The following is a 22,314-nucleotide window of genomic DNA, read 5'->3' on the forward strand; positions in this document are numbered from 1 at the left end:
TCAGCCGCCGGACCGCAGTCGCGATTCCAGTAGGGGTGCGATCTCGGCGGCCTTGTCCGCGTTCAGCATTCCGGTGTGCCATTCGTCGATGGCGATCTGATCGATGCGGCCGGTGATGTGGCTGCGCCAGGTGTCGGCCAGGCGGTCGCGTCCGGATTCGCGGCCGGCGGTGAAGAGCACCGCGTCGCCGGCGAATCGGCCGGGGAGGTAGGGCAGCGGGTTGGAGAAGCTCTCCAGTACGCGCTGGACCTGTTGCGGGGCCAGGATTCCCGCGCGGCCGATGCGTTCGGCGATCAGGGTGTAGAAGTCGTCCAGGTCGCCGATCTCCGGGATCTCGTCCAGTTCGAGGATGTCGCGCCAGCCGCCGAGAATGCGGGAGACGGCTTCGGTCACTTCCTTTCGCGTCGGTTCGGCGGTTTCACCGGCGCCCGATTCCGGGGTGGCGTCGACCAGGGCGAGCAGTCCGACCGGGCGGCCGAGCTCTTGCAGCCGCACCGCCATGGCGTGTGCGATCTGCCCGCCGAGGGACCAGCCGAGCAGGTTGTAGGTGGCGTCGGGGCAGCGTTCCAGGATCTCGCGCACGTACCGGTCGGCGTAGGCGTCGACCGAATCCAGTCGGGATTCGCCGGCGACGATGTACGGGTCCTGCAAGCCGTACACCGGACGGTCGGGTGCGAGGTGCCCGACCAGCGCGCCGTACACCCAGGCCAGGCCGCCGCCGGGGTGCACGCAGAACAGCGGTGAGCGATCGCCGGAGGAGCGCAGCGGCGTCAGGACGCCGAGCGAGATGTTCATCGGATCGGCGCCGCGGTCCAGGGCTCGGGCCAGCGATGCCGGGGTGGCGTCGGAGAACAGCTCGTTGTATTGCAATTGCGCTCCGCTGCGGGCGAGCACCAGGGAAACGACCTGCACCGCGGACAGCGAGTTGCCGCCCAGGGCGAAGAAGTCGTCGTCCGCGCCGACCGGCTGCACGCCGAGGACTTCGGCGAAGACGTCGGCGATGAGCTGTTCGTTCGGCGTCGACGGCGCCCGGAAAGCCCGCACCGGCAGTCCGGGATCCGGGAGCGCCTTGCGGTCGATCTTGCCGGTGGCGGTCATCGGCATGGCGTCGAGGACCATCACCAGGTCGGGGACCATATAGGCGGGCAGGTGCTGGGCGGCCGCGCTCCGGATGGCCTCCGGGTCGGCTTGCCGTCCGGGTGCGGCCACCACGTAGCCCACCAAACGAGCGGTGGCACTGCCGTTTTCACTTTCCTTCGCGTCCCGGATCATGGCGACGGCCTGTTCCACGCCCGGCACGGCGACCAGCGCCGCTTCGACTTCGCCCAGTTCCAGGCGCTGGCCGCGCACCTTCACCTGGAAGTCGGAGCGGCCCACGAATACCAGTGCGCCCGAACCGGATTCGTCGGCGGCCCAGCGCACCAGATCGCCGGTGCGGTAGAGGCGGTCGCCGGGTGCGCCGTACGGATCGGCGACGAAGCGCTCGGCGGTCAGTCCGGCCCGGCCGCGATATCCGCGCGCCACACCGGGTCCCGCGAGGTACAGCTCACCCACCACGCCGACCGGCACCGGGCGCAGCCAGGCGTCGAGTACCGCCACCGACATGCCCGTGATCGGTTCGCCGATGACCGGCGGCTGCTCCGGGAGCAGTTCCGCGCCGGTCACCCAGATGGTGGCTTCGGCCGGGCCGTAGAGGTTGTGCACCCGGCGTGAGCCCGCGCTGTCGGTGCGCGACCAGCGTGTCGCCAGCTGGGCGGTTGCGCGGTCGCCACCGGTGAGCAGGACTCGAAGGTCGTCGAGCGCTTCGGGTTCCAGGGTGGCCGCCACGGCGGGCGTCAGGAACGCGTGGCTGATGCGATGGGCTCGCATGAGCTCGGTGAGCGGCTGACCGCCGTACACCTCGGCGGGCGCGACAACCAGTGTCGCGCTCGCCGAGACCGACAGCAGCAATTCCAGGATGGCGGCGTCGAAGGTCCGTGCGGCGACCGCGAGTACCCTTGCGGTCGAATCGATTTCGCAGCGGCGCAGATGATCGGCCACCGCGGCGGCGAATCCGGCGTGCGTGACCTCCACGCCCTTGGGGCGACCGGTGGAACCCGAGGTGTACACCACATAGGCGGTGCTCGCGGGCCGCACCACACCACGCCGATCGGCATCGGACAGGGCATCGGCCGCATAGCGTTCGAACTCCGCGGGGTCATCGGCCAGGAGCCACGCGACCCCGTCCTCCGGAACAGACTCGACATACTGCCGCGATGTAATACCCAGCCGCACAACAGAATCGGTGCAAACGAACCGATTCCGTTCGATGGGATGGGCCGGATCCACCGACAGGAATGCCGCGCCCGTCTTGGCGACCGCCCACACGCCGAGGACCCATTCCAGCGACCTCGGCACGGCCACGGCGACCACGGCTTCCGGTCCGGCGCCCTGTTCGATGAGCCTGCGCGCCAACCGGTTCGACCGCTCGTCGAGTTCCCGGTAGGTCAGCGTGCGGTCACCATCCCGCAGCGCCGTCCCGTCCGGGTTCGCGGTCACGGCGGCCGCGAGCAGCTCCGGCAGTGTCACCACGTCCGCGGCAGCGCGATCATTGCGGCCCCAGACGTTGAGCAACTGCTCCCGCTCGGGCACCGACAGGGTATCGATCTCGCGCACCGGAACGCCCGGATCGGCGGCCAGGGCGGCGAGTACGGTACGCAATCGCCACGCCAGCGCCGCCATCGTGACGGCGTCGAAAAGGTCGGTGGCGTAGCTCATTCCGACCGGGATAGCGCCCGCCGCATCGGGGGCGTCGGTGAGGGTGAAGGTCAGATCGAACCGCTCGATGCCGGTGTCCGCGCCGGTGACGGTCGCTTCGACCCCGGGCAGCGAGAATCCGGCCGCGTCGAGATTGTGGAAGCCGAGCATCACCTGGAACAGCGGATGCCGGGCCTGGCTGCGCGGCGGGTCGAGGGCCTCCACGACCTGTTCGAACGGAATCTCGGCGTGCGCGAGGGCATCCAGGTCGGTGTCGCGGACCGCGGCGAGCAGTTCGCGGCCCGGCATCGACTCGTCGACGCGGGTGCGCAGCACGACGGTATTGACGAACATGCCCACCAGATTGTCCAATTCGGCCGATCCGCGCCCGGCCACCGGGGTGCCGACGGCGATGTCGGCGCTGCCGGACAGCCGCGCCAGCACCACGGTCAGCGCGGCGTGGAAGAGCATGAACAGGGTGACCCCGGTGTCCTGGGCGAGGCGTTGCAGCCCGGCCACCAGTTCCGGTTCGAGGACGAACTCGTGCCGGGCCCCGCGATGGGATGCCACCGCCGGGCGCGGCCGATCGGACGGCAGCTCCAGGGCCTCCGGCAGTCCGGCGAGCCGGTCGCGCCAGTAGCCGAGTTGTTGTGCGAGCACGGATTCCGCGTCTTCGGCGGCGCCGAGCAGTTCCCGCTGCCAGAGCGTGTAGTCGGCGTACTGCACCGGCAGCGGCGACCACTGCGGCTCCCGTCCGACGCTCCTGGCCGTGTACGCGGTGGCCAGGTCGCGGGCGAGCGGGGTCATGGAGAACCCGTCGGCGGCGATGTGATGCACCACGAGCACCAGGACGTATTCCTCCGCGCCCTCCGCCAGCAGCCGCGCGCGCAGCGGAATCCGTTCGGCCACATCGAATCCCATCGAGACGATATCGGCCACCACGCCTTCGATCTCGTGCTCGCGCACCGCCCGTGCGGTGAGGTCGACGTCCACGGCCTCCCGCAGCCGCGCGACCGGGGTCACCACCTGGTAGGGCACGCCGTCCGCGTCCGGGTACCTGGTGCGCAGTACCTCGTGGCGGGCCAGCACATCCCACAGCGCCGTCGCCAGCGCGGCCGTGTCCACCGCGCCGGACAGGCGCAGCACCAGCGGAATGCTGTAGGCCATGGATTTGGGTGCGAACCGGTTCACGAACCACATGCGCTGCTGCGCGAACGACAGCGGCACGCGTTCCGGGCGCACCCGGGGGCGCAGGCGCGGCCGTTCGAGTCCGCTCGCATCGGTCATCCGGGTCGCCAGCCGCGCGGCCAGGTCGCCGACGATCGAGGTCTCGAAGACGTCCCGCACCGCCACCGGGGCGCCGACGCCGTCGGCCAGTCGCGCCGCCAATCGGGTGGCCGACAGCGAATTCCCGCCGAGGGCGAAGAAGTCGTCGTCGAGGCCGACCCGGTCCACGCCGAGCACCTCGGTGAACACCGCGGCCACCCGCCGTTCCACCGCTGTCGCCGGGGCCCGGAATTCCGTGACTTCGATGACCGGCCGCGGCAGCGCCTTGCGATCGACCTTGCCGCTGGTGTTCAACGGCAGCGCGTCGAGCACCGTCACCACATCGGGCACCATGAACCGCGGCAGCCGCTCCCCCACCGCCTTGCGCACCGATTCGGCGACCACCACCCGCCCCGGCCCGGCCACCACATAGGCAGCCAATCGCGCACCGGCGGAACCGTTCTCGCCGGGTACGTGCACGACGACGGCCTGCGCGATACCGTCCAGATCACACAGCGCCGCCTCGATCTCACCGAGCTCCAGCCGCTGCCCGCGCACCTTGACCTGGAAGTCGGAGCGGCCCAGATACTGCAATTCCAGCCCGTCCGCGATGGAGTCGGCGGGGGCATCGGACACCCACCTCACGAGGTCGCCGGTGCGGTACAGCCGTTGTCCGGGCGACCCGTACGGGTCGGCGACGAAGCGTGCGGCGGTGAGGTCCGCGCGGCCGCGATATCCGCGCGCCACACCGGGTCCCGCGACATACAGCTCACCCACCACGCCCACCGGTACGGGCCGCAGCCAGGCGTCCAGGACCAGCAGGCGCAGTCCCGCGATGCCCGCACCCATGGTGACCGGCTCGCCGGCCCGCAGTTCGCGGCTGACCGTGGTGATGATGGTGGCCTCGGTCGGGCCGTAGGAGTTGAACATGCGCCGGGTTCCGGCGCGGTCGGTGTGTGCCCAGCGGGCCACCAGCTGCGGCGTGAAGTGCTCGCCGCCGACCCATACGATGCGCAGTTCGTCGAGTTGGTCCGGGTCGAGCGAACCGGCCACCGACGGGGTCAGCCAGGCGTGCGTAATGCGTTCGTCGCGCATCAGCTCGGTCAGCGGGGGTCCGCTGTACACGTCGTCGGGCGCCATCACCAGCACGGCTCCGGCGGACACGGCGAGCAGGAATTCCAGCACGACCACGTCGAAAGTCCGTGCGCCCACGCCCAGGACGCGGGAGCCGGCGTGCACCGCGTACCGCTGCCGGTGGGCGGCGGCGAGGGCGCCGAGCCCGGCGTGGGTGACCTCGACGCCCTTCGGCCGTCCGGTCGATCCCGAGGTGTAGACGACGTAGACCGCATTGCCGGGACGTACCGCCGCGCGCCGATCGCTGTCGGTCACGGGGCCGTCCGGGCATTGTGCGATGGCCGTGGCCACGCTCGCGTCGTCCAGTACGAGCCATTCGGGTCCGTCGTCCGGCAGTGCCCGGCGATGGCGTTCGGTGGTAATACCCACCCGCACACCGGAATCCGCGCAGACGAAACGATTCCGGTCCTCGGGATGGGCGGGGTCCACCGACAGGAATGCCGCCCCGGTCTTGGCGATCGCCCACACCGCGAGCACCCATTCCAGCGAGCGTGAGACGCCGATCGCGACCACGGACTCCGGGCCGATGCCCTGCCCGATCAAGTACCGGGCCAATCGATTCGACTGTTCGTCCAGCTCTCGATAGGTCATCCGCCGGCCACGTTCCAGTACGGCCGCTCCATCAGGATTGGCGGCGACCACTGCCGCGAGCAGGCCCGGCAGGGTCACCCCGGCGGGGTCGGCTTCCTCGAGCAGCCGGGCGTCGGCGTCGGGAATCGGCAGGTGCAGCAGGCGATCTCGTTCCGCCGCACCGAGCAGCTCCAGGTCTCGCACCGGCACGGCCGGGTCCGCGCCGATCGTGCCCAGCAGCAGCGCCAGCCGCTCCCCCAGCGCCGCGACCGCGCCCGCGTCGATCAGCTCGGGCCGGTATTGCAGGCGGATGCGCAGCTCGTCCTGGTGAATCACGGTGCAGGACAGTGCGAAATGCGTGGAGTCGGTGCCAGTCACACCGGTGAGCTCAAGTCCACCCAGGTCGGTCACCTGGCGCAGTCCGCGTGCGTCCACGGGATACGACTCGAGCACCATGGCGGTGTCGAACAACAGGTCGTTGCCGGTGAGCGCGTGAATATCCGGCAGCCCCAGATGGTGATGGTCGAGCAGGCCGGCCTGTTCGGCGTGGATGCGAGTCCACAGCGCGGTCACGGTTTCGGCGGGGTCGAGCCGGACGCGGGCCGGGATCGTATTGATGAACAGGCCGATGGTGTGCTGTGCGGCCGGCAGTTCGGCGGGCCGCCCGGAAACGGTGGCGCCGAACACGATATCGGTGTGCCCGACGGCCTGGGCCATGATCATCGCCCAGGCCGATTGCAGCACGGTATTGAGCGTCACGCCCGCGTCGGCGGCGGCGTTCAGCAGCGCCCGGGTCGCGGCGGCGTCGATCACGAGCGCGTGATCGGCGGCCGCGCCGGTGGCGGCGGTGGCGTGATCGGCGATGAGCGCGGGTTCGAGGCCGTCGAGAGCCGCGGACCAGGCGGTCAGGGCGGCATCGCGATCACGAGTTCCCAACCACGCCAGGAAGTCTCGATACGAGCCCGCGGGCAAGGCCGATTCGTCGCCGCCCGCGTAGTGGGTGAACAGATCCGTGACCAGCAGCGGCCAGGACCAGCCGTCGAGGATGACGTGATGGTCGGTCAGGATCACCGCCCACCGATCGGCGCCCAGCTTCACCACCGTGGCGCGCAGCAGCGGCGCCACGGCGAGATCGAAGCGCCGGGCCTGCTCGGATGCGGCGAGCCCGGTCAGGCTCGCTTCGGGATCCGGTTCACTGCTCAGATCGACTACCTGCCACGGCAATTCGACGTCGTCGCACACTACGGCCACGCTCGTCCCACCGGCGGTGGCCGTGAATGCCGTGCGCAAGCTCGGGTGGCGCTCCAGCAGGGCTCCGGCGGCGCGGTGCAGCCGGTCCAGATCGAGCGGACCGGACAGGCGCAGCGTCACCTGGGCGGCATAGACGTCGACGCCCGTGCCGTGATCGGCCAGGTGGGCGTGGAACAGCAGCCCGGCTTGCAACGGCGTCACCGGCCACACATCCGACAGCGACGGATATGCCTGCTCGAGTGCGGTGACATCGTTCTGCGTCAAGGCGACCAGTGGGAAGTCCGAGGGTGAATGCCCGCCCGCGCCCGGCGTTTCGGCGTGCGCGGCGATCGCGGTCAGCACCTCGGTCCACAAACTCGCGAGCTCTTCGATGTCGGCGCTGTCCAGGAGGGTGCGCGGGAAGCGGAAGTCGGCGCGCAAGCGGTCTTCGAGCACGATCGCGCTCACGTCCACCGCGACGGTCACCGGCATCGCCGGATCCGGTGCGACCGTGGGTTCACCCAATCCGCCGTCGATGCCGTCCGTGCCGGACACCCGGCCCAGATAGTTGAACCCGATCCCGCCCGGCATCCGATCCGGCAGTCGCGCCGCGGTTTCCGCATTGAGATACCGCAGCAGGCCGTAACCGATGCCCTTGTCCGGGATCGAGCGCAGGGTTTCCTTCACCGCCAGCACCGCCGCCGCGACCGCGTCGCCGCCGGTGGTGACGGCCTCGGCGTCGATGCCGGTGAGGTCGAGCCGCACCGGGAACATGGTGGTGAACCAGCCGACGGTGCGGGACAGATCCGCTCCGGGCACGACCTGTTCTTCGCGGCCGTGGCCCTCCAAGCGCACCGAGATCGACGGCTCGCCGATACCGCGGCGAGTACGCCAGATACGAACGGCTACAGCCAGACCCGCCAGCAGTCCGTCATTGACGCCGCCGTGGAAGGCCGCCGGTACCCGCGTCAGCAAGGTCTGCGTCACCGCCTCGGGCAGCTCCACACATACCTGTTCGAGGGTCGCGGCGGTATCGATCGCCGGATCCAGTGCCCGGCCGCCCCAGTTCGGATCGGCGCCCGCGGCCATGTGCTGCCACAGTTCGAGCTCGGCGATCCGTGCGGGTTCGGTTGCGGCACTGGCGAGTCCGTGCGCCCACCGGCGCATCGAGGTGCCGACGGGCTCCAGCGCCGGGACCGCACCCGCCTGTGCCTGCGCGATGGCCGACAGCAGATCCGGGGCCAGTACCCGCCAGGAGACGCCGTCGATGACGAGGTGGTGCGCCACCACCAGCAGCCACCCGGCCGCACCGTCCGCGGGTGCGAGGTGAACGAACTGGACCATGACCCCGGCATCGGGGCGCAACCGGTCCAAGGCCGCATTCAGCTGTGCCGCAGCGGTTTCGGTGGCGAGCCGCCGTCCGGCCTCGGTCTCGACGTCTGCCTCGATCACGCAGCCGCGCAATACCGCCGCGGCCTCGATGTCCGCGGGCGGTGCGACGATCAGCGACCAGTCTCCGGAGTCGCCGCGGTGCAGCCGCGAGCGCAGCAGGTCGTGCCGTTCGAGCACGGTCTCGACGGCGGCGACCACATCCGCTTCGGCAGCGCCCGCGGGCAGTCGCAACACCACGTGCTGATCGAAGCGGTCGTATCCCTTGCCCCACTCCACCATCCACTGCGCCACGGGCAACAGCGGCATCTCTCCGACACCGCCGCCGGCCAGTTCGGCGAGGCCGGTCGGGGCCGAACCGTCGAGCACGCGTGCGCATTTCGCCAAGCGCGCCGGTGTCCGCTGCTCGAACACATCGCGCGGACCGAACGCGACACCCTGGGCGCGCGCCTGTGCCACCACCTGGATGGAGACGATCGAATCGCCGCCGAGCGTGAAGAAGTCGTCATCGACGCCGACTCGTTCCAGCCCGAGTACTTCGGCGAAGATCCGGGCGAGGATCTCTTCGGCCGGTGTGGCCGGGGCACGGAATGCCCGGGGCGCGAAGACCGGTTCCGGCAATGCACGCCGGTCGATCTTGCCGCTGCCGGTCAGCGGCAGTTCGGCCAGCACCATCACCAGGTCGGGCACCAGGTACGCGGGCAGGTGTTCCCCCACCGCCTGCCTGACCTGCTCGGCATCCACCACGATGCCCGGTTCGGGCACGACGTATGCCACCAGATGCGCACCGCCGCCGTTGTTTTCGCCCGAGCCGTGTACGAGCGCCACGGCCTGCGCGATGCCTGGTACGGCGGTCAGCGCGGCTTCGACCTCGCCCGGTTCCAGCCGTTGGCCGCGCACCTTCACCTGGAAGTCGGAGCGTCCGACGAATTGCAGTATGGCGGTGCCGGATTCGCCGGCCCAGCGCACCAGGTCGCCGGTCCGGTACAACCGTTGTCCGGACGCACCGAACGGATTTGGCACGAACCGCGCCGCCGTCAGTCCGGCCCGCCCGAGGTAGCCGCGCGCCAATCCCGCGCCCGCCACATACAATTCGCCGACCACCCCCGCCGGCACCGGCCGCAGCCACGCGTCCAGTACGAGCGCGCCCGCACCGGCGATCGGACCGCCGATGCCCGGGGTGCGGTCCGGGGTCAGTTCGGCGCCGGTCACCCAGATCGTCGCCTCGGCCGGTCCGTACAGGTTGTGCACCCGGCGCAGTCCCGCCGCATCGGTACCCGACCAGCGCGATACCAGCTGCTGCGGGCACCGGTCACCGCCGGTGGCCACCAATCGCAGGTCGTCGAGCCCGGCGGCATCCAGCGACAGCGCCACCGACGGGGTGAGGAAGGCGTGCGTGATCCGCTGTGCGGCCAGCAATTCCCGCAGCGGCTGCCCACCGTAGGCGTCCGTGGGCGCGATCACCAGCGGCGCGCCGCCGGAGACCGCCAGCAAGAGTTCGAGAATCGCCGCGTCGAAGGTCCGCGCGGCCACGGCCAGCACCCGGGAGCCCGGATCGACGGCGCAGCGTCGCACGTGGTCGGACACCACGGCCGCCAAACCGGCGTGCGTGACCTCGACCCCCTTCGGGCGGCCGGTCGACCCCGACGTGTACACCACGTAGGCGGTATTCTCCGGGCGCACGTTCGCGCGCCGGTCCGCATCCGTCATGGCCGCGCCGGACCAGTGCGACAGGTCGACGCGATCGATGTCCACCGTCTCCAGCCCGGCGGCTTCGAATCCCGGATCGCCTTGCGCCAGCACACAACTCGCCCCGGCATCGACGCAGACGAACCGGTTCCGGTCCAGCGGATGCGCCGGATCCAGGGACAGGAACGCCGCGCCGGCCTTGGCGATCGCCCAGACCGCGAGCACCCACGCCGCCGAGCGCGGGGCGGCGATCGCCACCACCTGCTCGGGTCCGATGCCCTGCGCGATCAGTGCGCGTGCCAGGCGATTCGAACGATCATCCAGTTCGCGGTAGGAGATGCGCTGTGCGCCTTCGACTATCGCGTCACCGTCCGGCGCGAGCGCCACCGCCGCCGCGAGCACCTCGGGCAGGGTGGTCCCGGCGGCCGGGTATCCGGTGTCGTCGAGCCCGTCCAGGGCGGCCAGGTCGAGGTCGCAGGTGCCGATCCGGCCCCATTCGTGCACGAGCTGATAGCGCTGGGATGCGGAGAGCGCCTTCACATCTCGCAGCCGGACCGCCGGGTCGCGGGCGATGGTGCGCAGTACCCGCCGCAGCCCTGCGGCGAACGATTCGATCTCGGCCGGGTCGAACAGCTCGGGCCGGTATTGGAGCCGGATCCGCAGGTCGTCCTGGAGCCGTGCGGTGCAGGACAGCGGATAGTGGGTGCCGTCGGCGGCGTCGACACCGGTGATCGCCAGCTCGCCGCTGCCGACCGCGTGCTCGATATCGCCCATGTCGACCGGATACGACTCGAGCACCATCAAAGTGTCGAAGAGGCTGTCGTGACCGGTGAGCGCGTGGATGTCCCGCAGTCCCAGGTGCTGGTGTTCCAGCAGCGCGGCCTGTTCGCCGTGCAGGCGCGTCCACAGGCCGGTCACGGTCTCGTCGGGGCGCAGCCGCACCCGGGTCGGGATCGTATTGATGAACAGGCCGATGGTGCGCCCGGCGGCGGGCAGTTCACCGGGCCGCCCGGACACCGTCGCGCCGAAGACCACGTCGGGGCGGCCGACGGCCTGGGCCATCATGATCGCCCAGGCGGATTGCAGGACGGTGTTCGCGGTGACGCCGGCGGAGGCGGCGGCGGCCACCAGTTCCCGGGTTTCGGCGCGGTCGATGACGATCGACTGCTCGGCCACGGCGCCGGCGGTGGTGCGCGGCGGGCCCGCGAGCAGGGTCGGTTCGGCTCCGTCGAGCGCCCGCGACCAGGCGGTGCGGGCGGCGTCGCGATCGCGAGTCGTCAACCACGCCAGGTAATCCCGATACGAGCCGGCGTTCCAGGCCGGCTGCGCACCGGCGTATTCGGTGAACAGTTCGGTGATCAGCAGCGGGTAGGACCAGCCGTCGAGGATGACGTGATGGCTGGTGAGGATCAGCGCCCAGCGATCGGCCGCTACGGCAGCCAGGGTGAATCGCAGCAGCGGTGGGGCGGCGAGATCGAAGGGGCGGGCCAGCTCGGCCGCCGCCAGCGCGGTGAGCCCGGCCTCCGGATCGGCATCCCGGGTGAGATCGACTACTTGCCAGGGCAATTCGACGTCATCACAGACCACCGCCACACTGCGGCCGTCGGCGGTGGCGGTGAAAGCAGTCCGCAGTCCATCATGGCGGCGCACCACGGTAGCGGCGGCGGCGCGCAGTCGTCGCGGGTCCAGCTGCCCGGTCAGCCGCAGGGTCAGCTGTGCGACATAGGCATCCGTTTCGGCGTCGGCTCCGGCCAGTTCGGCGTGGAACAGCAGACCGGTCTGGAGCGGCGTCAGCGGCCAGACGTCGGCGAGCGCGGGATAGGCGCGTTCCAGGGCCGCGATATCCGGTTGAGCGAGGTCCACCAGGCCGAAGTCCGAGGGGGAATGCCCACCCGCACCGGGTGTTTGCGCGTACTCGGTGATCGTCGTCAGCGCCTGCGACCACAGGTCCGCCAATTCCCGGACCTGCGCCCGATCGAGCAGACTGGACGGGAAGCGGAACACCGCCCGCAGCCGGTCCTCCACGACGATGACGCTCACATCGACGGCGACCGTCACGGGCATGTCCGGGTGCGGCGATCCGCTCAGCTCGCCCAGGCCGCCGTGCAGGCCACCGCTCCCGATATCGGCGGCCGAGATCCGGCCCAGATAGTTGAAACCGATCCGGCCCGGCATCCGATCCGGCAGCAGCGCCGCGGTTTCCGGATTGAGATAGCGCAGCAGACCGTACCCGATGCCCTTGTCGGGAATCGAGCGCAGTGTCTCCTTGACCTCTCGCACCGCAACCGCGAGCGCGTCCCCATCCGCTGCGGCCCCGGCGTCGATGCTGGTGAGGTCGAAGCGGGCCGGGAACATGGAGGTGAACCAGCCGACCGTGCGCGAGAGGTCCGCGCCCGCGACCACCTGCTCCTCGCGGCCGTGCCCCTCCAGGCGGATCAGCACCGAGGGGTCGTCGCCGCCGTGGCGGGCACGCCAGATGCGCACCGCCACCACCAGACCCGCGATCAGGGCGTCATCGACGTTGCCGTGGAACACGGCGGGCACCCTGGACAGCAGGGACCGGGTCACCGATTCGGGCAGTCGCAGTTCGAGCTGTTCGAGCGTGGCGGCGGTATCGATCGCGGGGTCGAGTTCCCGGCCGCCGACGACCGGATCGGCGCCCGCCGTCAGCCGTCGCCAATAGTCCAGTTCCGCCGTGCGCGCCGGGTCCGTGGCCGCGTCCCGCAGCCCGTAGGACCAGCGCCGTATGGACGTGCCGACCGGTTCCAGCTCGGGATTCCGGCCCGCCACAGCTTGTTCGAGCGCCGACATCAGGTCCGGGACCAGTACGCGCCAGGACACCCCGTCGACCACCAGGTGATGCGCCACCACCAGCAGCCAGCCCGGGGTGCCGTCCTGCGGGTCGAGCCAGACGAATCGCACCATCTCACCGTCTGCCGGGCGCAAACGTCGGATGGCCGAATCCAGTTCCGCCGCAGCGATATCGGCGACGGCGATTCGGCCCGCCTCGCTGTCCTCGACGGCTTCGAGGGCTCGGCGATGCAGCACGGATGCCGCGTCGGGCGTGCCAGCCGGAGCCACCACCAGCGCCCAGCTACCGGTCCGATCGGACCGCAGGCGGGAGCGCAGCATGTCGTGCCGCGCGAGGACCGCGTCGAGCGCCACGGTCAAGCATCGGTGGTCGACCCGGGCCGGCAGGCGCAGCACCACGTGCTGTTCGAAGCGGTCGAATCCCTTGCCCCACTCCACCATCCACTGCGCCACCGGCAGCAGGGGCATTTCACCGATGCCGCCGCCGTCCAGTTCGGCCAGCGTCTCGGCGGCCCCGGTCGCGGCGCAGGCGGCCAGCCGGGCGGGGGTGCGCTGTTCGAAAACGTCGCGCGGGCCGAACAGCACGCCGCGGGCGCGCGCCTTGGACACCACTTGGATGGAGACGATGGAATCGCCGCCGAGTGCGAAGAAGTCGTCGTCCACGCCGACCTGTTCGATCCCGAGCACCTCGCCGAACACCTCGGCGACGATCTCTTCGAGCGGGGTGGCGGGCGCCCGGAATCGCGGTGCGGTGATCACCGGTTCGGGCAGCGCGCGCCGATCCACCTTGCCGGTGACGGTCAAAGGCAGTGCGCCGAGAACCATCACCACATCCGGCACCAGGTAGCCGGGCAGCCGCTCGGCGGCAGCCTGCCGGACCCCAGCGGGATCGATCTCGTATCCGGCGCGCGGGACCACGTACGCCACCAGGCGAGCCACGGCGTCGGCGGTGTGCACGAGCACCACCGCCTGCCCGATGCCGTCCAGTTCGCACAGTGCGGCCTCGACCTCGCCGGGTTCGAGACGCTGACCGCGCAGCTTCACCTGGAAGTCGGCGCGGCCGACGAAAGTCAGTACGCCGGTACCGGATTCGGAAGTCTTCCAGCGCACGAGGTCACCGGTGCGGTAGAGCCGGTTGCCCGCCGGACCGTAGGGGTCGGCCACGAATCGGTCGGCGGTGAGGCCGGGACGGCCGAGGTATCCGCGCGCCAGGCCGGCTCCGGACAGGTAGAGCTCACCCACCACACCGACCGGCACCGGGCGCAGCGCGGCGTCCAGTACCCGCACGCCCATGCCCGGGATGCCCGCGCCCAAATCGATCGGAGCACCGGCGCGCAGTTCGCCGCTGATGGACATGATGATGCTGGCTTCGGTCGGGCCGTAGGTATTGAAGAACCGCCGCTGGGCCTCCGCATCCGTGCGGGACCAGCGTTCGACCAGCCGGGACGAATAGCTTTCGCCGCCGACGGTCAGCATGCGCAGTGTGTCGAGCCCGGCGGGTTCCAGTGAGGCCACCACCGACGGGGTCAGGAAGGCGTGGGTGACGCCCAGGTCGTGGATCAGTTCGGTGAGCGGTTGCCCGCCGTACACGTCCTCGGGGGCGATGACCAGAGTCGCGCCGGCCGGGACGGCGAGCAGTAGTTCGAGCATGGCGGCGTCGAAAGTGCGTGCGGAGACCGCCAATACACGGGATTCGGCTGCGACCGCGTAGTCGAGGCGTTGCGCGGCGGCGACCGCGGCCAGGCCCGCATGGGTGACGGCGACGCCCTTCGGCCGTCCGGTGGAGCCGGAGGTGTAGATGACGTACGCCGTGTTGCCGGGACGCAGCGCCCCGCGCCGGTCGGCATCGGTGACGGCGGCGGGCGGGCACTGCTCGAGTTGCGCCGTCACGGCCGGGTCGTCCAGGCACAGCCAGGAGACACCGTCCGAGGGCAGCGCGGCGGTGTGGCGTTCGACCGTGATTCCCAGGCGCACAGCGGTATCGGCGCACATGTACCGGTTGCGTTCGAGCGGATAGGCGGGATCCAGGGACAGGAAGCCGGCACCGGTCTTGGTGATCGCCCACACGGCGAGCAACCATTCGAGGGAACGCGGCAGCGCGATCGCGACCACCGATTCGGGACCGATATCGCGTCCGATCAGCAAGCGGGCCAACGCGTTCGAGCGCTCGTCCAGCTCTCGGTAGGAGATGCTGCGGTAAGCGTCCACCACCGCGTCACCGTCCGGGTTCGCCGCCACCGCGGCGGCCAGCAGGACAGGCAGCGTGACGGCGTCGGTGGCGAATGCGCCGAGCGCGGGAGTTCCGGTGCGGCCCCACTCCTCGACCAACAGGTGGCGTTCGTCAGGCGACAACACATCGATATCACGGACCGCGACGGCGGCGTCGGTGGTGATCGCGCCGAACACTCGTTGCAGGCGATCGGCCAGGGTGGCGATCGTCGAAGGGTCGAAAAGGTCTGTCGCGTAACCGATATCGACGGGAATAGCGCCGTCCGTATTCGGCGTATCGGTGAGGGTGAAGGTCAGGTCGAAGCGTTCGACACCGGTTTCGGCACGGATCGGCGTCACCTCGAGGCCGGGCAGTGCGAGGCTCTCCCGGTCGAGGTTGTGGAAGGCGAGCAGCACCTGGAACAGCGGATTGTGGGCTTGGCTGCGGGGCGGGTCGACGGCTTCCACGACCTGTTCGAACGGGATTTCCGCGTGTGCGAAAGCATCCAGGTCGACCTCGCGCACCTGGGTGAGGAGGTCGGCGAACGACGCCGAATCGTCCACGCGGGTGCGCAATACGACGGTATTGACGAACATGCCCACCAAGTCGTCCAGCTGGGCCGATCCGCGCCCCGACACCGGTGAGCCGATGGCGATGTCCGCGCTGCCGGACAGCCGGGACAGCACCACGGCCAGGGCGGCGTGGAACATCATGAACAGGGTGACGCCCTGTGCCGCAGCCAGTTCCCGCAGCCCGGCCACCACCGCCGGGTCCATCGTGAAGCCGTGGGTGGCTCCGCGATGGGACGCCACCGCCGGGCGTGGGCGGTCGGCCGGCAGCTCCAGGACCTCGGGCAGATCACGCAATCGCTCGATCCAATAGCCCTGCTGCCGCGCGAGCAATGATTCCGGATCGTCTGCGGCACCGAGCAATTCGCGCTGCCACAGCGCGTAATCCGCGTACTGCACCGGCAGCGGCGACCACTCGGGTCGCCGACCGGCGGACCTGGCCGCGTATGCCGCGGCGAGATCCCGCGCCAGGGGGCCCATCGAGAATCCGTCGGCGGCGATGTGATGCACCACGAGCACCAGCACCTGCTCGGCGGGACCGAGCGCGAGCAGCCGGGCACGGACCGGAACCCGCTCGGCCACATCGAAGTTCGCGGTGACCGACTCGGCGATCACCTGCGGGAGATCGGCTGCGCGCACGGTCCGCGGCGCGAGTTCGATATCGACCACGCCGTCGAGTTCGGCTTCCGGCACCACGTCTTGACGCGGTACGCCCGCGGTATCGGGGTATCGGGTGCGCAGTACCTCGTGCCGGCCGAGCACGTCCCGCAACGCCGCCGACAGCGCCTCGGCATCGAGCGCGCCCGACAGGCGCAGCACCATCGGAATGCTGTAGGCCACCGAATCGGGTGCGAACCGGTTCACGAACCACATGCGTTGCTGCGCATACGACAACGGCACCCGTTCCGGTCGCGGCCGCGGTGTCAAAGGCGGCGCATCGTGGCGGGGCGCTGTCGCTCGCACCTCCAGCAGTGCGGCCAGGTCCCCCACCACCGGGGCTTCGAACACCTCGCGTACGCCGACCGTGCCGCCCACGGCTTCGGACAGGCGCGCCGAAAGCCGGGTCGCCGACAGCGAATTGCCGCCCAGTGCGAAGAAGTCGTCGTCGAGACCGACCTGTTCGACCGCGAGCACCTCGCCGATCACGCGCGCCACGGCGTTCTCGGTCGCGGTGCGCGGGGCCCGGTAGCCGGCGCGGGCCGCCACCGGTTCGGGCAGGCTCGACGTGTCCACCTTGCCGTTCACGGTGAGCGGCAGGGACACCACCGGCAGGACGACATCGGGCACCATGAAGCCCGGCAGCCGCTGTGCCGCCGCCCGCCGCACCCGGGCCGGGTCCACCGCGCAGCCGGTGCGCGCGACCACGTAGGCCACCAGCCGTGCCCCCGTGCCGGAGGCGTGCACGAGCGCGACGGCCTGATCGATGCCGTCCAGGGCGCTCAGGGCGGCTTCGACCTCGCCCAGTTCCAGGCGCTGGCCGCGCACCTTCACCTGGAAGTCGGCGCGCCCGGCGAAGCTCAATACGCCGGTGCCGTCCTCGGATTCGAGCCAGCGCACCAGATCGCCGGTGCGATACCAGCGCTCGCCCGATCCGGCCGGATCGGCGATGAAGCGGGCCGCCGTCAAGCCCGGACGGCCGCGATAACCCTGGGCCACGCCGGGTCCCGACACGTACAACTCGCCGATGACTCCGGCGGGAACCGGCCGCAGCCAGGCGTCGAGGACCTGCGCGGACATGCCGCCGATGACCGAGCCCATGGTGACCGGATCGCCCGCGCGCAACGCGTCGCTGCCCGTCACCCAGATGGTGGCCTCGGCCGGGCCGTACAGGTTGTGGACCCGCCGGCGGCGCGCGGTATCGGTGCGCGACCAGCGCGCGACGAGCGCGGGCGGGCAGGCTTCACCCGCCGCGATCAGCACCTCGAGATCGTCCAGGCCGGACGGGTCGAGTGCGACTGCCACGCTGGGGGTGAGGACGGCGTGGGTGACGCGTTCGGTGCGCAGCAGCGTGGCCAGGGCCGGTCCGGCGTAGACGTCGGGCGGTGCGATCACCAGGGTGGCGCTGCCGGAAACCATCAGCAGCAGTTCGAAGATCGCGGCATCGAAGGTGCGGGCCGCGACGCTCAATACCCGCGAGTCCGAACCGGTGCCGAAGCGCCGATGCTGCGCGGCGCGGACACCCGCCAGACCGGCGTGGGTGATCTCGACGCCCTTGGGACGTCCCGTCGAGCCCGAGGTGTAGACCACGTATGCGGTCGTGGCGGGGTGCAATTCGGAACGGCGGTCGGCAGCGCTGATCGGCGAGGCCGGGAGCTGTTCGAGGCGCGCGGCGACGGCGGGGTCGTCGACTGTCAGCCAGGCCGGGCCGTCCGAGGGCAGGTCTTCGATGTAGCGACCGATCGTAATACCTACTCGCGCACCGGAATCAGCGCACATGAACCGGTTCCGCTCCAGCGGATGCGCGGGGTCGAGGGACAGGAAGGCCGCGCCGGTCTGCGCGATCGCCCACACCGCTTGCACCCATTCCAGTGAGCGCGGCATTCCCACCGCGACCACGGAGCCGGGTCCCGCGCCGCGTTCGATCAGCAAGCGCGCCAACCGGTTCGAGTGTTCGGCGAGTTCGCGATAGGTGACGCGCCGCTCCCCGTCCACCACCGCGCACCCGTCCGGGTTGGCCGCTACCGCCTGTGCGAGCAGGGCCGGCAGGGTCGGTTCGGTGTCCGTGTCCGGGGTTTCGAGGTCGAGTGCGTTGCCGTGACCCCAGCGGTGCAACCGCGCCAGTTCGGCCGCAGGGAGCGCGTCCAGGTCGCGCACCGCCATCGACGGATCGGCGGTGACGGCGCTCAGCACCTGTCGCAGCCGGGCCGCGAGCGCGGTGATCGTCGCCGCGTCGAACACCTCGGGCCGGTATTGCAGCCGGATGCGCAGCCCGTCCTGGACGGTGACGCTGCAGGTGAGCGGGTAGTGGGTGGAGTCGGCGGCGTCGACGCCGGTGACTTCCAGGTCGCCGTGCGCGGTGAGCCGCCGGATGCCCTGCGCGTCAACGGGATACGACTCGACCACCATCACGGTGTCGAAGAGGGTGTCGTAGCCGGTGCGGGCATGGATATCGGTCAGGCCCAGGTGGTGATGCTCGAGCAGCGCCGCTTGTTCCCCTTGGAGGCGAGCCCACAGCCGGGTGAGGGGCTCGGCGGGCCGCAACCGCACCCGGGTGGGCACGGTGTTGACGAAGAGGCCGAGAGCGCTGTCCGCGCCGGGCAATTCGGCGGGCCGACCGGATACCGTCACACCGAACACCACATCCGTGCGACCGCTCAGCTGGGCCAGCAGCATCGCCCACACCGATTGCAGGACGGTATTGACCGTGACGCCCGCGTCGGCGGCCGTTGCGGTCAGGGCGCGGCCCGCCGCCTCATCGAGGGTGAGCCATTCCTCTTCCACCGCACCGTGATTCGGCGCATTGCCCGCGACGAGTGTGGGTTCGGCGCCGTCCAGGGCCGCCGTCCACGCTTCCAGCGCGGCCTCGTGATCGCGAGTCGTCAACCACGACAGGAAGTCCCGATACGACCCCGCGGGCCGGGTGGCGTCGTCGAGGTAGCGGGTGAACAGTTCGGTGACGAGCAGCGGGTAGGACCAGCCGTCGAGGATGAGGTGATGGTTCGTGAGCAGCAGTGCCCAGCGATCGACGCCCAGCCGCGCCACCGTGCAGCGCAGCAGCGGTGCGGTCGCGGGATCGAAGCGCTCGGCCCGCTCCGCCGCCATGAGCGCGGTGAAGGCGGCCTCGGGATCGGCAGTATTCGTGAGATCGACCGATTGCCAAGGCAATTCGACGTCCTCGGTCACCACGGCGACACTCGTCCCGCCGCCGGTGGTCGTGAACGCGGCACGCAAGCCCGGATGCGCGGCGAGCAGACCGCGCGCGGCCTCCCGGAGTCGTTCGGGGCGCAGTTCGCCCCGCAGCCGCAGCGCCAGTTGTGCGACATAGGCATCCGGCTCGGCGGTGCCGGTGAGTCCGGTGTGGAACAGCAAGCCGGCTTGCAGCGGCGTCACCGGCCAGACATCGGCCAGCCCCGGATACGCCCGATCGAGCGCGATGACTTCGGGCTGGGTCAGCTTCACCAGTTCGAAGTCGGACGGGGAATGTCCACCGGCGTCCGGGGTTTCGGCGTGCGCGGCGATGGCGATAAGCGTCTCGGCCCACAGTTCGGCCAGTTCCTCCACGTCCGCGCGGTCCAGGAGGGTGCGCGGGAAGCGGAATCCGGCCCGGAGCCGGTCGTCGATCACGATCGCGTTCACGTCGAGGGCGATGGTGACCGGCTGCCGCGGGTCGGCGGCGACCGGCTGTTCGGCCTGCCCGCCGGCGACCTGACCGAGGTAGTTGAATCCGATGCCGCCCGGCATCCGATCCGGCAGCAGCGCGGCGGTTTCCGGATTGAGGTAGCGCAGCAGGCCGTAGCCGATGCCCTTGTCCGGGATCGCGCGCAGCGTGTCCTTGACCGACCAGACGGCCGCCGCGACCGCGTCGCCGTGTTCGACATCGATGCCGGTCAGGTCGAGCCGGACCGGGAACACCGTGGTGAACCAGCCGACGGTCCGGGACAGGTCCGCGCCCGGAACCACCTGTTCCTCACGCCCGTGGCCTTCGAGCCGGACCAGCAGCGTCGGTTCGTCGAGCCGCCGCCGTGACCGCCAGATACGCACGGCCACCGCCAGACCCGCGAGCAGGCCGTCGTTGACGCCGCCGTGGAACACCGCCGGGACGCGCCCCAGCAGCGCCCGGGTCACCGCCTCGGGCAGCGTCACCTCGACTTCGTCCAGGGTGGCCGCGGTGTCGACGGCGGGGTCCAGGGCGCGTTCGCCCCAGCTCGGGTCCGGGCCGGTCACCATGGATTGCCAGAGCGGAAGTTCTTCCAGCCGTGCGGGTTCGGCGGCCGCGTCCGCCAAGCCGTGCGCCCAGCGCCGCATCGACGTGCCGACCGGTTCCAGCACCGGAATCCGGCCCGCCGCGATCTGCTCGAAGGCCGAGAGCAGGTCCGGCACCAGCACCCGCCAGGACACGCCGTCCACCGCCAGGTGATGGGCCACCACCAGCAGCAGCCCCGGGGTCTCGCCATCGTTGTCGAGCCAGACGAACCGGACCATGACGCCGCGCTCGGGGTCCAGGCGGTCGGTGGCCGAGTTCAGCTGTGCGGCAACGGCATCGGCTTCCGCGTCCGGTCCCGCCGGTATGCGGTGGCGATGCAGTACCGCAGCGGCGGGCACGCTCCCCTCCGGTTCCACCAGCAGTGACCACCCGCCGGCCGGTTCCCGCCGCAATCGTGAGCGCAGCATGTCGTGGTGATCGAGAAGTGCGGTGATCGCCGCGAGCACGGCGGTCTCGTCGATACCGGCCGGGAGCCGCAGCGCCATGTGCTGTTCGAAGCGCTCGAATCCGTTGTCCCACTCCATCATCCACCGCGCGACCGGCAGCAACGGCAGCTCGCCGACGCCGCCGCCGGGCAGCTCCGCGAGCACGCCGGTGTGCACGGTGCCGGCGGCGCACGCGTTCGCGGCGAGCCGCGCCGGGGTGCGCTGTTCGAATACGTCGCGGGGCCCGAACCCCACGCCGCGCGCTCGCGCTTTCGCCACCACCTGTATCGAGACGATGGAATCCCCGCCGAGGGCGAAGAAGTCGTCATCGACGCCGACCCGGTCCAGACCCAGTACTTCGGCGATCACCTCGGTGATGATCTGCTCGAACGGCGTGGCGGGCGCACGGAATTCCCGGGTTTCGGCCGCGGGCTCCGGCAGGCTCCGGCGATCGACCTTGCCGCTGCTGGTCAGCGGCAGCTCGTCCAGGGCCATGACCACATCCGGCACCAGATAGCCAGGCAGCAGCTCGCCGACCGCGTGCAGCACCGTGTCCGGGTCCACCGTGCGACCCGGCTCGGGCACGACGTAGCCGACCAATCGGCCGCCGCCGGACGTGGGGTGCACGACGGCGATGGCCTGGGCCACGCCATCGACGGCGGCCAGTGCGGCTTCGATCTCGCCGGGTTCCAGGCGTTGCCCGCGCACCTTGACCTGGAAGTCCGAGCGCCCCACGAAAACCAGGGCGGCCGTATCGAATTCGCCGGTCACCCAGCGCACCAGGTCACCGGTGCGATACAGGCGCTGCCCGGGTGCGCCGAACGGATCGGCCACGAAACGACCGGCGGTGAGCCCGGGCCGGTCCCGATAGCCGCGCGCCACCCCGGGCCCCGCCACGTACAGTTCACCGACCACGCCCGCGGGCACCGGCCGCAGCCAGGCGTCCAGCACCACCGCGGACATTCCCGTGATGGGTGTGCCGATCGCGGGCGTCCGGCCGGGCAGCAGTTCCGCAGCGGTCACCCAGATGGTCGCCTCGGCCGGGCCGTACAGGTTGTGCACGCGGCGTGCGCCCGCCGCATCGGTGCCCGCCCAGCGCGCCGCCGGCTGCGGCCCGCACCGATCGCCGCCGGTGAGCACCACCCGCAGGTCGTCGAGTCCGGCCGGTTCCAGCGACAGCGCCACCGACGGCGTCAGGAACGCATGGCTCACCCGCTGGGCTCGCAGCAGCTCCCGCAGCTGCTCGCCGCCGTATACGTCCGGCGGTGCGACCACCAGTGTCGCGCTGCCCGAGAGGGCCAGCAGGAGTTCGAGAATCGCCGCGTCGAAGGTCCGGGCGGCCACCGCCAGCACCCGCGCGCC

At 70.8% G+C, this 22,314-nt stretch carries 1 protein-coding gene (only partly in view); it reads right to left on the bottom strand.

Going from position 1 to position 22,314, the window contains the following annotated elements:
• Positions 1-22,314: the 3' portion of a non-ribosomal peptide synthase/polyketide synthase gene (locus tag LTV02_RS16105; protein ID WP_233040766.1), read on the bottom strand. Its footprint extends 5,958 nt past the window's final position; only the last 22,314 of its 28,272 coding nucleotides appear in the window; its start codon lies off the right edge, out of view; the stop codon is at positions 1-3.

The sequence above is a fragment of the Nocardia yamanashiensis genome, assembly GCF_021183565.1.
Lineage (GTDB): Bacteria > Actinomycetota > Actinomycetes > Mycobacteriales > Mycobacteriaceae > Nocardia > Nocardia yamanashiensis.